The organism is Streptomyces sp. NRRL S-1813 (genome assembly GCF_000719605.1).
Classification (GTDB): domain Bacteria; phylum Actinomycetota; class Actinomycetes; order Streptomycetales; family Streptomycetaceae; genus Streptomyces; species Streptomyces decoyicus.
Genome location: NZ_JOHB01000004.1, coordinates 91536 through 103838 on the forward strand (window position 1 = coordinate 91536; position 12303 = coordinate 103838).

A 12303-nucleotide genomic window follows, 5' to 3' on the forward strand; every position below is an offset into this window, starting at 1 on the left:
ATGTCCCAAGAGGTCCCTGTGGACGAGTTCGACTATGTCGTGGTCGGCGGCGGCACGGCCGGCGCCGTCGTGGCCGCCCGGCTCAGCGAGGACCCCGCCGTCACCGTCTGCCTCCTGGAAGCCGGCCCCTCCGACGTCGGTGACGAGAACGTGCTGCGCCTGGACCGCTGGATGGGCCTGCTGGAGTCCGGCTACGACTGGGACTACCCGGTCGAACCGCAGGAGAACGGCAACAGCTTCATGCGGCACGCCCGCGCCAAGGTGCTCGGCGGCTGCTCCTCGCACAACTCCTGTATCGCCTTCTGGACCCCGGCCGAGGACCTGGACGAATGGGCCGCGATGGGCTGTACGGGCTGGGGTGCGGCCGACTGCTTCCCGCTCTTCCAGCAGCTGGAGACCAACGACGCCCCCGGCGACCACCACGGCCGCAACGGCCCGGTCACCCTGCGCACCATCCCGCCGAACGACCCGTGCGGTGTGGCCCTTCTGGAGGCCTGCGCGGCTGCCGGCATCCCGACCACACCGTTCAACACCGGTCGGACCGTCGTCCGGGGCGCAAACTGGTTCCAGATCAACTGCCGCCCGGACGGCACCCGTTCCTCCGCCTCGGTGTCCTACCTCCACCCCGTGATGGGCACCCGCAAGAACCTCGAGGTACGCACCGGGCTCCAGGCCAGGCGCCTGAACTTCGACTCCGCCCGACGCTGCACGGGTGTGGACTATCTCGCGCCCGACCTGATCCACACCCGCACCGTCAACGCCCGCCGCGAGACCATCCTCTCCTGCGGCGCCATCGATTCCCCGAAACTCCTCATGCTCTCCGGCATCGGCCCGGCCGGCCATCTGCGTGCCACCGGTATCGACCCGGTCATCGACTCCCCCGGCGTCGGCTCCTACCTCCAGGACCACCCGGAGGGCGTGATCATGTGGAACGCCAAGCAGCCCATGGTCAGCTCGTCCACCCAGTGGTGGGAGATCGGCATCTTCGCCGACACCGAACCCGGCCTCGACCGCCCGGACCTGATGTTCCACTACGGTTCCGTGCCCTTCGACATGAACACCTACCGCCGCGGCTATCCCACCTCGGAGAACGCCTTCTGCCTCACCCCGAACGTCACCCGGGCCCGCTCACTGGGCACGGTGCGGCTGCGCACCCGCGACTTCCGCGACAAGCCCGAGGTCGACCCGCGCTACTTCACCCATGAACACGACGTCCGCGTCATGACCCACGGCCTGCGCCTCGCCCGCGAGATCATCTCCCAGGCGCCGATGGCCGACTGGGCCGGCACCGAACTCGCCCCCGGCCCGTCCACCCTGTCCGACGCCGAGCTGTTCGAGTACATCCGCACCACGCACAACACGGTCTACCACCCCGCCTGCACCGTGCAGATGGGCGCCCCCGATGACCGGACGACGCCGCTCGACCCCCAGCTGCGGGTCAAGGGCGTGACCGCTCTGCGGGTGGCCGACGGTTCGGTGATGCCGTTCCTGCCGGCCGTCAATCCCTGCATCACCACGATGATGATCGGGGAGAAGTGTGCGGACATGATCAAGGGCGCCCGGTAGGGGCACCCCTGTGTCCATGCGTCCACGCGAAAGCCCCGCCCGCGGGCGGGGCCACTCACACATCCACGGCCTACGAGGTGGGCTCCCTTCGCCGGCATTGTCCGAATCAGGTGCTAGGGGTCGCCGTCCGGTCCTGTGACCTTTCGGCCTCTCAGCCCGACTTTTCTTCTTGTCCTCGGCGAGAGCCAGAGCTCCCTTCCCCGAGGCCGGTCCAGTCGAACTCCCTCGCTCGCCCCGTAGGCCTGAGGCCAGGATACTCCCGAAGAAACTGGATGAGATAGGCATTTCGGGCATTTTTTTACGCCACTGCCCCGGAACGCAAAAAACCCCTGATGAACAGGGGTTTTCGCTGGTGTCCGAGGGGGGACTTGAACCCCCACGCCCGATAAAGGGCACTAGCACCTCAAGCTAGCGCGTCTGCCATTCCGCCACCCGGACTAGGTGTGATCTTCGCGGGGCGTTCCCCGCGGCGACATGGACAACAATACCAAGGTTTCGGAGTGCCTTTCACCTGCGTATCCGTCGCCCACATAACCTCAATTTATGGGCAATGCGGGACATATCGTGCATATCAGTGGTCCACGCAGGCCACGGGCGCTTTCGCCGCTGCGGGAGCATCTGCGGGACACCTTCTGGTTCGCGCCGACGGCGGGGCTGGCCTGCGCGGTGCTGCTGTGGTGGGCGGCCTCGACGCTCGACCTCAAGATCATCGCGGCGCTCCAGCAGGCGCACGCGTACGCGGCGGTCGGGGAACTGGTCTCGATCGCCGAGGACACCAGGACGATCGTGACGACGATCAGCTCGGCGATGATGACCTTCATCGGTGTGGTCTTCAGCATCTCGCTGGTCGCGGTGCAGATGGCGAGTGGTCAGCTCACCCCGCGGGTGGTGCGGATCTTCATCCGGAGCCGGATCAGCAAGATCACGCTCACGGTGTTTCTGGCGACCTTCCTGTTCTCCCTGCTGGTGCTCACCTCGTACGAGAGCGAGACCGATGTCCGGCAGGTCACGTCGGTGCCGGTGGTGCAGAGCCTGCTGACGATGGTGTTGGTGGCGCTCAGCCTGATCCTGTTCATCGCGTATGTGTCGGCCACCTTGCGGCTGATGCAGGTGGGGCCGGTGGTCGACCGGATCACCCGGGAGACGCTGCGGATGCTGGCGCGGCAGGGCTCCGGTGGGGAGGTCGGGGAGGAGCGGACCTCCCTGCCGCCCGAGGTGGACCGTATGGCGCACGCGGGACGGGCGGGGGTCCTCCTGGACGTGCATGTGGCACGGCTGGTGCGGGTGGCGCGGCGGCATGGGGTGGTCCTGCGGCTGATTCCGCGGATCGGGGACTTCGTGCTGCCGGGAACGCCGGTGCTCGCGGTGCACGGCGGGGCACCACCGCCGCGGTGGGCGCTGCGGTACACGGTTTCGGTGGGGGTGGAGCGCACCTTTCACCAGGATCTCGGGCTCGGTCTGCGCCAGCTGTCGGACATCGCGCTGCGGGCCTTGTCGCCGGCGGTCAACGATCCGACCACGGCCGTGCAGTGCCTGGACCGGATCGTGCAGATTCTGGCGGCGGTGGTGCGGCGGCCGCTCGGGACGGTCCTCCACCGCGATCGCCGGGGTGTGGTGCGGCTGATGCAGAACGTTCCGGGCTGGACGGATCTGGTGGACCTGGGGCTGACCGAGGTCCGGGGGGCCGCGGTGCACAGCCCGCAGGTGAGCCGGCGGATCCTGGCCGGGATCGACGATCTGCTGCTGCTCGCGCCGCAGCACCGGCAGGTACCGCTGCGGCGGCACCGCACGCTCCTGTTGCAGGCGGTGGAGCGTACGGTGCCGGCCGCGGCGGACCGGCGGTTCGCCTCGTATCCGGACCGGCAGGGGATCGGGTAGAGCCTGTGTTCACAGGCAGGCGGGACTTTGAAGACAGGCCCTGGGGCCGCCGGCGTGGTGCCCTGGTTACGGCATCAGGTGGTAGTCGGGGAAGTTGCCCGGCAGACGTTCGGACGCCGGGCCCTCGGTCACGGCGCGGACGAGGAGTTCGCCGCCGACGAACGCGCCGCTCCAGGAGTTGCCGAAGCCGCCGAAGAGCTCGTCGCGGTCGCCGCGGGAGCGGGGCTTGCCGTGGCCGACCTTGAACGCGCGGATCTGTGGGGCGAGACGGTCGTAGCTCTCCTTGTCGTCGCAGGAGAGGCTGGCGACCAGGGCGCCGTTGCTGGCGTTCATGGCGGCGAGGAGTTCGGCCTCGGTGTCGACGAGGACGAGGGTGTCGATGGGGCCGAACGGCTCGGCGTGGTGGAGCGGGGAAGAGGAGGGCGGGGCCAGGAGCGTGGTGGGCGGGAGGTACGCCGAGGTGTCCTGGGAGGGCAGGAAGCGGCCGTCGGCGAGGCTGCCGCGGTGCAGCGGGACGGCACCGCGGGAGATCGCCTCGGTGGTGAGGTCCGCGAGTTCCTTGGCCTTGGCGGCGTTGATCAGCGGGCCGAAGTCGAGTTCGGGGAGCGGGTCGGCGGGGTCGGCGACGGCCAGGGGGTGACCGAACCGGACGCTGCGGACGGCCGGGAGGTACGCGGCGAGGAAGTCGGCGAAGGCCTCGCGCTGCACGACGAAGCGGGGGTAGGCGGTGCAGCGCTGCTTGGCGTAGTCGAAGGTCTTGCGCAGCAGGGGCGTCAGGGACTGCCAGTCGGTGTAATTCCAGATGCCCCAGGTGTTGAGGCCCTCTTGTTCGAGGATGTGGCGTTTGCCGAGGTCGGCGACGGCGGTGGCGACGCGGGCGCCGGTGTCCCGGCCACCGACGAAGGAGACACAGCCGATCTCCGGCGAGCGCACGAGGGAGGGCGAGAGCTCTTTGCCGCTGCCGCTGACGAGGGTGGCCGGGACCCCCTCACGGGCGGCGAGGGCGCAGGCGAGGGTGAGACAGACCAGACCACCGTCGGTGGGGGTCTTGGCGATCACCGCGTTGCCGGCCAGCGCCTGGACGAGCATCGCGTGGATCAGCACCGACATCGGGTAGTTCCAGCTGGCGATGTTGCTGACCGGGCCGGGCAGTGGCGTGCGGTCGGCGAGCATCCGGTCGATCTCGGAGACGTACCAGCGGACGCCGTCGATGGCTCGGTCGACGTCGGCCTGCGCGAGCTTCCAGGGCTTGCCGATCTCCCAGACGAGCAGCAGCGCGAGCAGTTCGCGGTGCTCGGTCAGCGCGTCGAGGGTGGCGGAGATCCGGGCCTTGCGTTCGGTCAACGGGACATGGCGCCAGGCCCGGTGCTGGTCGAGGGAGGCCCGTACGGCGTGCAGTGCGGCGTCCGCATCGAGGCGGGGCGGGCCGGCGATGGGGGTGCCGTCGACGGGGCTGGTGGCGGGCAGCGGGTCTCCGTCCGGGTGCCAGGCAGCGGCCCAGAGGTTGAGGGCCTGGTCGTCGCGGAAGGCTTCGGGGGCCGCGGCCAGGCTGCGCTGCCAGGCGTCCTGCCAGGACGTTCCGGGCTTGAGGAGGAGCGTCGGTGCGGGTGTGGTGCGCGCGTTCCACGAGGGATTCGAGCTGGATTCGGCGGTGGTGGCCATCGTTTGTCTCCGCTCTCGGTGCACGGCCGGAGGGGCAGGGTGGTGGCGCTCGGGCGGCTCCCGGAGGAACCGTGTTACTGGAAGGTAGTGGGGCATGGGGGCACTGCGGGACGGTCCGGCGTCAGGTATGGCGAGTGTCACTCGGTGCGGGCGACGGGGCCACCCGGGTGAGGCGACCGCGTGGCCCGCCGCGGCGGGGCGGGCTTCCCGCGGGCCGTCGGCGCTCCCGGCGCGCGGCACCAACGCGCTCTGGCTGTCGCGGAGTTCCCCTGCTCACTGCACGACGAGGGTGGGCGGCGCCGCGATGGCACCGCCCACCCTCGTCCGTCGTACGTACGGGCTCAGCCGGCGGCGGGCTCCCCGTTCTCCTGCGTACGGTCGGCGATCGCCCGGTGATGGCGGACGACCTCTCCGATGATGAAGTTGAGGAACTTCTCGGCGAAGGCCGGATCCAGCTTGGCGTCCTCGGCCAGCCGGCGCAGCCGCTCGATCTGCGCGGCCTCACGGGCCGGGTCGGCGGGCGGCAGGCTGTGCCGGGCCTTGAGCTCGCCGACCTGCTGGGTGCACTTGAAGCGCTCGGCGAGCAGATGCACCAGGGCGGCGTCCAGATTGTCGATGCTGCCGCGCAGATAGCTCAGCCGTTCACGGGCCGCCTGGTCGGCGATGGCGGCCGCTTCGCCGGCCGCCGGTGCTGTCCCCTCGCTCATGTGCGTCTCGCCATTCGTGATCGGTCGGGTGCCTGGTGCGGTGTCGTGCTGGTGCTGCTTCATTCTTGATCGGGTGCACATTACCCGGCCGGTGGCGGGGCGCCGGGCCGGTCTCGCGGATCGGACCGGAGGGGTCCCGATCCGGCCGGAGGGGGAACCGATCCGGCCGGAACGGGGAAGCCCGACAGACCGGAGTGGTCCACGGGACCTCCGCGCGGGGGTGCGGTCCCGCGCTACGTCCGGCTATCCCCGCAGGTGACGGAGGTGGCGGGCGGAGCGGGCGGCGGTGGACAGCGAACCGGCCGGGTTGGCGGCCGCCGTCGTGAGAAGCGGTACTGCGCGACATACGCCCAGTAGATGTCCATCTCCAGGAAGACCAGTTCGGGGTCGGTCTCGGCGAGCAGCACGTCGTAGAGGCGCACGCGCGGGTTGTCGGTGGCGAAGGAGAATTCGTCGGCGTGGTTGTGGTGGGAGAAGCGCATTCCACGGGCGTTCGCGGCGGCACCGTAGGTGTTGAATTCCTCGGCGGCGCGCTTCCAGGCATCGACCGTGTTGCCGTAGCGGTCGGGGCTGGAGGGGGTGCCGATGTGCGGCAGGCCGAGCGCCTCGGCGTCGTCGAGGACCTGGGTGAGCCGGGTGTCTCCCGTGGCCCCGCCGGAACCCGCGGCTCCCCCGGCGCCCGTAGGCCCGTCGGCGCCCGTAGGCCCGTCGGCATCCGTAGGCCCGTCGGCATCCGTACGCCCGCCGACCCCTGTGGGCCCCGTGCCCCCGTACGAACACGCCCGGTGGCAGGATCCCCCACAGAACCCGCCACCGGGCCGTTCTTTCTGGGGCGCGGCGATCGGCCGGCCCCGGGGACGAGGCGCTGCCCCGGTCCCAGCTCAGAAACATACCCAGGCTTCCGCCCGGCCATCCCTCCCTTCCCCTCCGGTGATCGGCCCGGCCCGTTCACCGGGCTCATGACGGTGTCCCGGTCCGCAGCAGCTCGGCGTACTCGACGAGCGCGGTGTACTGGTCGGCGAGCGCGGCGGGGCCGCCGTCCGGGTCCTTGAAGTAGAAGCCGAGGGCGGGTTGCGGGCCGGACAGGCCGACGGTGTGGGCGGCGGCCAGGAGGCGGGCCAGATCGAGGACGAGGGGGGCGGCGAGTGCGGAGTCGCAGCCCTGCCAGGTGGTCTGGAGGGTCATCCGGCTGCCGAGGAGGCCGCGGGCGGCGGCGCGGCCGTCCTTGAGGACGGTGACCCGGTCGCCGATGCGGCGGATCTCCTCCAGACGGTGCGAGATGTAGATGACGGCCACGCCCTCGGCGGTGAGGCCAGCGACGATGCGGAAGAGGTTGCCGACCTCGTCCGGGTCGAGGGCGGCGGACGGTTCGTCCATCACGATCAGCCGGACGTCATGGGAGAGGGCCCGGGCCATCGACACAATCTGCGCTTGGGCGGCGGACAGTCTCCCGACGAGCGCGCCGGGGGCGATCTCCGGGTGCCCCAGCCGGGCGAGCAGCTCGGCGGTACGGGCCGTGGTCTCGCCGGAGCGGACGAAGCCACCGGTGGCGACCTCATGGCCGAGGAAGACGTTCTCGGCGACGGAGAGATGTTCCACCAGGTCGAGTTCCTGGTAGATGGTGGCGACGCCCAGGCGCATCGCGGCGATCGGCGAGGGGAGTGTCACGGGGGCGCCCTGCCAGCGGATCTCGCCGGCGTCGGGCTGGTGGACGCCGGCCCGCAGCTTGATCAGAGTGGACTTCCCGCCACCGTTCTGCCCGAGCAGACAGTGCACCTCACCGGCGGTGACGTCGAGATCGACGCCGTCCAGCGCACGGACACCGGGGAAGGATTTGGTGATGCCCCGCATGGTGAGCAGGGGCGCGGGCGCCACCTCGGGCCCGGTGGGCGGCTGGGGGCGGTGCTCTGGTGCCATGACGTGGCCTCCTCGGCGCGACGCCGGTGAGCGGGCAGGGCAAACGGGCTGGGTACACGGGCAGGGCAAGTGGGCTGGGTACATGGGCAGGTGGAACGGGCAACGGGGGACGCGCAGTTCACGCCTCTGCGGGCGGCGGTGCGACAGCGCCGGGCCACGGCGGTGCGGGGGCGGTACGACTGGTGCGAAGCCCGGTTGGTACGACTGGTGCGAAGCCCGGTGGTGCGGCCGGCGCGAAAGCCCCGGTGGTGCGGCTCGTGCGACAGTCCGGTGGTGCGGTTCGAGCGGGCGGATCAAGCGCGCAGTTCACTCGGCGGGTCGGACGGACGGATCAGACGGGCGGATCGGACGGCCGGATCGCGCAGGCCGGTCGAGCAGACGGATCGAGTGAGCGGATCAGGCAGGCGAGAACAGATGGTCGCTGATCAGGCGGGCCGCGCCGGTCACCCCGGACGCCTGCCCCAACTTCCCCAGCACGATGGGGAGATTGCCGGTCGCCAGCGGAAGCGACTGGCGGTAGACCTGGGTGCGGATCGCGGCGAGCAGGGTGTGGCCGAGTCCGGTCACCCCGCCGCCGATCACCACCAGCCCCGGGTTGAAGAAGCTGACCAGGCCGGCGATGACCTGGCCGGTGCGGGTACCGCCGGCCCGGATCAGATCCAGTGCGGCGGCGTCACCGGAGGCGGCTGCGACGGCCACATCGGCGGCGGTCAGCGGGCCGCCCGCCGCCATCCGGGCGGCGAGTTCGGGTGAGGTGCCGTCCTGGGCCGCGTCCGTCGCGTCCCGGGCCAGCGCGGCGCCGCCGAAGTACGCCTCCAGACAACCGTGGTTGCCGCAGGCGCACGCGCGGCCGTCCGGCTCGACCTGGATATGGCCGATGTCGCCGGCGCTGCCCGTCGTACCGCGGTAGACCTCGCCGCCGACGACGATGCCGCAGCCGATGCCGGTACCGATCTTGACGAAGAGTTCGACCCGGTCGCCCAGCTGGGCACGGGAGTTGGGCCCGTCATCACGCAACAGGCGCAGGAGCCGCGCCTGATGCGCGTTCGCGGTCCTGGCCGTCATGCGCCTCACGCCGCCCTCCAGCCGTACTCGGCATCGACCGACCGGTGCGGTGACGCCGTACGGCGTCACCACCGGGCTTTCGAGGGGTACGTAGCAGCGCTTGTCCGCACGGGGAAGAACTACGGACAGCATCCATGCCGACTTTCTCCTGTGCGAGGACAAAGCGTCGCGCGGGCGGATCCGGACCCGAGGCGGTACGGGGGCGAGCGAGCCGGGAGCCCTTCTCCTGATCCGCCGTACAGACCCTGGCCGACCCGCCTCCCGGAGCGGGCCGCAGAAAGGCGGCTCCTGCGAGAATGCGCCCGACCGAACCAGGCAGCCGACCGACCATCGGCGCCGGACAGCGCAGGGGGTAGCCGACGTATGAGCAGGGACCGCATCCAGATCGCAGGGGCCGAGGTCGCCGTCGTGGGCGGCAGTATCGCCGGTTGCGCCACGGCACTGGCCGCACACCGGGCCGGCGCGGACCGGGTCACCATTTATGAACGCACCACCGGCCACCTCGCGGACCGCGGTGTCGGCCTCGCGGTGCACAACGCCCGGTACGCCGAACTCGCCGCCGCCGGATACATGGACGCCGCCATGCCATGGGTGCAGCTGACCACCCGCCGCTGGTACGTCCGCGACGGCTCCGCTCCGCTCGGCCGCCAGGTCGGCGTGCTGCCCTTCCCGTTCCGCTCCTACTGCTGGGGACCGCTCTGGCAGGAGTTACGGCGGCGACTGCCGGAGGACACCGCATTCCGGCCGGGGGTACGGGTCGCCGCGGTCAGCCATGCGGAGGACGGCGCCGCACTGCATCTCAACGGCGTCGACGGCATCGAGGGCGACGATGGCGACGAGAGCGGCGAGGGCAACAACAAGGGCGGCGAAGGCAGCGGCGAACGCCAGCACACCGGCGCCGGTCGCCGTACGGAGCGCTTCGACCTGGTCATCGGCGCGGACGGCTATCGCTCGGTGGTCCGCGACACCGCGTTCCCCGGCGTGCGGCCCGGCTACGCCGGCTATCTCGCCTGGCGCGGCGCCGTCCCTGCCGACCGGCTGACGGAGCTCGGCCTCCCCGGCCTGCCGGCCGATCCCTGGGCGGAGGAGGACTGCATCTACGGCGTCTTCCCCGGCGGCCATGTCATCATCTACCGCATCCCGGACGGCCGCGGGGGCCGGCGCGCGAACTGGGTCCTGTACACCGCCCCGCCCGCCGGCCTCGACCTGGGCCTCGACACCCCCACCAGCCTGCCGCCCGGCACCCTCACCGACGCCCTGTACGCCCATTTCGCGCACGTCACGGACGAGTTGCTGCCGCCCTACTGGGGCGGGCTGATGCGGCTGACGCCACGTCAAGAAGTGTTCATCCAGCCGATGTACGACTTCACCGCGCCTCGCTACACCACCGGCCGGCTGCTGCTCGCGGGCGATGCGGCGACCGTCGCCCGCCCGCACACCGGCGCCGGCGCGGTGAAAGCGCTCCAGGATGCCGCCGCCCTGGAGGCCGCGCTGCACGCCCTACAGGAGCGGCCGGATGCGCTGGCGGCCTACGGCGCCGAGCGCGGTGAGACCGGCCGGACGATGGTCGAGCTGGGGCGCCGGCTGGGCCGCTTCCTCGTCCAGGACACGCCCGACTGGCGCACGCTGGACCAGGCCGGAGTGGAGGCAGCCTGGGCAGCGGCCGACGGCTCGGGCGCGTTCGGCGGCCGTGAACTGAAGAGCTGACGCCTCCGGACGCGATGTACCGACGTACCGTCGGCCGACAGGCATGCCGCGCGCGGTGCGACGCCGACCGCCACCTGGCCTCCCCCGTGCAGGAGAATGAGAGGGTTGAGGTCACCCCGCGCACGACCGCCCGGTGACCACGGCGGCAACCGCTGCACCAAGGGCCGCCAAGGCTCTCCGCACAGACAGCACCGGGACCGAGCCGGCCCGGTCAGGACGGGACTGATCAGACATGGGACGGGTCACCGAGCGACGCCGCGTCATCCGCATCCGCGACGGTGCCGTGAGCACCCGCCCGGACACCCTCGTCGCCGAGGAGCCGCTGGAGATACGGCTCGGCGGAAAGCCGCTGGCGATCACGATGCGCACACCGGGTGACGACTTCGCGCTCGCCGCCGGCTTCCTCGTCAGCGAGGGCGTCCTGGCGAGCGCCGACGAGCTGGCGAACATCGTCTACTGCGCGGGGGCGACGGCGGACGGGGAGAACACCTACAACGTGGTGGATGTCCGGCTCGCGGAGGGGGTCCCGGTCCCGGACATCACCCTGGAGCGCAACGTCTACACGACGTCGTCCTGCGGGCTGTGCGGCAAGGCCAGCCTGGACGCGGTGCGCACGACCACCCGCTTCCCCCTGGAAACCTCCGCGGCCGACCCGGTCCGCATCGAACCGGCGACCCTCGCCGCCCTGCCCGACCGGCTGCGGGCCGCCCAGCGCGTGTTCGAGCGGACCGGGGGTCTGCATGCGGCGGCGCTGTTCACGCCGGACGGTGAGCTGCTCGACATCCGGGAGGACGTGGGGCGGCACAACGCCGTCGACAAGATCGTCGGGCGGGCGCTCCAGCAGGGGAAGCTGCCGCTGTCGTCGAGTGTGCTGATGGTCTCCGGCCGGGCGTCGTTCGAGCTGGTGCAGAAGGCCGTGATGGCGGGCATTCCCCTGCTGGCCGCGGTCTCCGCGCCGTCCTCGCTCGCCGTCGACCTGGCCGCCGAGACCGGGCTGACCCTGGTCGGCTTTCTGCGCGGCTCCTCCATGAATGTCTACGCGGGCGAGCACCGCATCGCCCTGCCCGCGGGGGCCGCCGCGGAGACGGACTGAGGCCGCGGCGACGAACCTGAGGCCGCGCATCCAACGCACGGACCGGCGGGCCGCTCGGCGGAGTGCCCTTGCGCCGAGCGGCCCGTGACTCACTCCCCCGGCAACGCGATCCGGGTCAGCAGCGCGATCAACTGCTCGCGTTCGGCCGGGGTCAGGGCCGCGGTCAGCTCCGCGTTGGCCGCGTCGCCGAGTTCCTGGGTGCGGCGCAGCCGCCGCCGGCCGTCGGCGGAGATCTCGATGGCGTTCTTGCGCCGGTCCTTGGGGTCGGGGGTGCGGGTCACCAGCCCGTCCTGCTGTAGATCGTTGACGATCGCGACCATGTCCTTGGGGTCGATACCCAGCGTCCGGCCGAGTTCCGCCTGGGAGACCGGGCTGAGTTCGTCGACCGCGGACAGCACGGCGTGATGCATCATCCGCATGCCTTCGCCGGCGAGCGCGTCGGCGACGAGCCGGTGCCCGCGGGCGGCGGCGCGGCCCAGCAGCCAGCTGGGGAGGGCGCGGATACGGCTGGGGGCGTAGGGGGTGTCGGCCATGGAACCACCGTACCGAGAAATCCATTGGAGAGCCCAACGAAAACCATTGGTGAATCCAATGGTTTCCGGCTATCGTTGGGCCACCCAATGAAACCTGGCCGGTGGGCGCCGCCGACGACCGCGAGCCGGTCGCCGGCCGGTGCACCGCGCACCGCGCACCGCGCACCGCGCACCG

Annotated in this window: 7 protein-coding genes, 1 tRNA gene and 3 pseudogenes; 4 read left to right on the plus strand and 7 right to left on the minus strand. The window is 71.3% G+C overall.

Annotation, left to right across the window (positions count from 1 at the left end; translation table 11 throughout):
- The gene (locus IF67_RS0109080; RefSeq protein ID WP_030983917.1) at positions 1-1566 is read left to right on the plus strand and encodes a GMC family oxidoreductase; all 1566 of its coding nucleotides are present in this window, start codon (positions 1-3) and stop codon (positions 1564-1566) included.
- A gap of 350 nt (positions 1567-1916) precedes the next feature.
- Here the strand turns inward: IF67_RS0109080 and IF67_RS0109085 are convergent.
- Positions 1917-2004: transfer RNA gene (locus IF67_RS0109085), tRNA-Leu, on the minus strand.
- Positions 2005-2109: 105 nt separating this feature from the next.
- Between IF67_RS0109085 and IF67_RS0109090 the strand changes: the two genes are divergently transcribed.
- Positions 2110-3444, plus strand: coding sequence for a DUF2254 domain-containing protein (locus IF67_RS0109090; RefSeq protein ID WP_030983920.1), 1335 nt, complete (start codon positions 2110-2112; stop codon positions 3442-3444).
- A gap of 66 nt (positions 3445-3510) precedes the next feature.
- On the opposite strand, the gene IF67_RS0109095 is transcribed toward IF67_RS0109090, so the two are convergent.
- The 5 genes and pseudogenes from IF67_RS0109095 to IF67_RS0109115 form a co-directional block, all read right to left on the minus strand.
- Positions 3511-5106, minus strand: a complete 1596-nt coding sequence (locus tag IF67_RS0109095) for an aldehyde dehydrogenase family protein (protein ID WP_030983921.1) — start codon at positions 5104-5106, stop codon at positions 3511-3513.
- Between the two features lie 341 nt (positions 5107-5447).
- Entirely contained in the window at positions 5448-5813 is a 366-nt protein-coding gene (locus IF67_RS38945) for a chorismate mutase (RefSeq protein ID WP_051817846.1), read from the minus strand.
- 305 nt (positions 5814-6118) lie between these two features.
- Positions 6119-6445 (minus strand): annotated as a pseudogene (locus tag IF67_RS41260) (sugar phosphate isomerase/epimerase family protein); the annotation flags it as partial.
- A 565-nt stretch (positions 6446-7010) separates the two neighbouring features.
- Positions 7011-7730: pseudogene (locus tag IF67_RS0109110) on the minus strand (ATP-binding cassette domain-containing protein); the annotation flags it as partial.
- Positions 7731-8126: 396 nt separating this feature from the next.
- Positions 8127-8696, minus strand: a pseudogene (locus tag IF67_RS0109115) (ROK family protein); the annotation flags it as partial.
- A gap of 462 nt (positions 8697-9158) precedes the next feature.
- Between IF67_RS0109115 and IF67_RS0109120 the strand changes: the two are divergent.
- Complete coding sequence (locus IF67_RS0109120; RefSeq protein WP_063754315.1) at positions 9159-10502, plus strand: FAD-dependent monooxygenase; 1344 nt, start codon at positions 9159-9161, stop codon at positions 10500-10502.
- Positions 10503-10734: 232 nt separating this feature from the next.
- A complete protein-coding gene (gene fdhD, locus IF67_RS0109125) occupies positions 10735-11595 on the plus strand; it encodes a formate dehydrogenase accessory sulfurtransferase FdhD (RefSeq protein WP_030983934.1) in 861 nt (286 codons plus the stop codon).
- Between the two features lie 89 nt (positions 11596-11684).
- Here the strand turns inward: fdhD and IF67_RS0109130 are convergent, their stop codons facing one another.
- Entirely contained in the window at positions 11685-12128 is a 444-nt protein-coding gene (locus tag IF67_RS0109130; RefSeq protein ID WP_030983935.1) for a MarR family winged helix-turn-helix transcriptional regulator, read from the minus strand.
- Between the last annotated feature and the right edge of the window lie 175 nt (positions 12129-12303).

Bases quoted from the DNA above. Each gene is read 5' to 3' on its own strand.
- IF67_RS38945 (WP_051817846.1), bottom strand. From the start codon at position 5,813: ATGAGCGAGGGGACAGCACCGGCGGCCGGCGAAGCGGCCGCCATCGCC.
- IF67_RS0109130 (WP_030983935.1), bottom strand. From the start codon at position 12,128: ATGGCCGACACCCCCTACGCCCCCAGCCGTATCCGCGCCCTCCCCAGC.
- IF67_RS0109090 (WP_030983920.1), top strand. From the start codon at position 2,110: ATGGGCAATGCGGGACATATCGTGCATATCAGTGGTCCACGCAGGCCA.
- IF67_RS0109095 (WP_030983921.1), bottom strand. From the start codon at position 5,106: ATGGCCACCACCGCCGAATCCAGCTCGAATCCCTCGTGGAACGCGCGC.
- IF67_RS0109080 (WP_030983917.1), top strand. From the start codon at position 1: ATGTCCCAAGAGGTCCCTGTGGACGAGTTCGACTATGTCGTGGTCGGC.
- IF67_RS0109120 (WP_063754315.1), top strand. From the start codon at position 9,159: ATGAGCAGGGACCGCATCCAGATCGCAGGGGCCGAGGTCGCCGTCGTG.
- fdhD (WP_030983934.1), top strand. From the start codon at position 10,735: ATGGGACGGGTCACCGAGCGACGCCGCGTCATCCGCATCCGCGACGGT.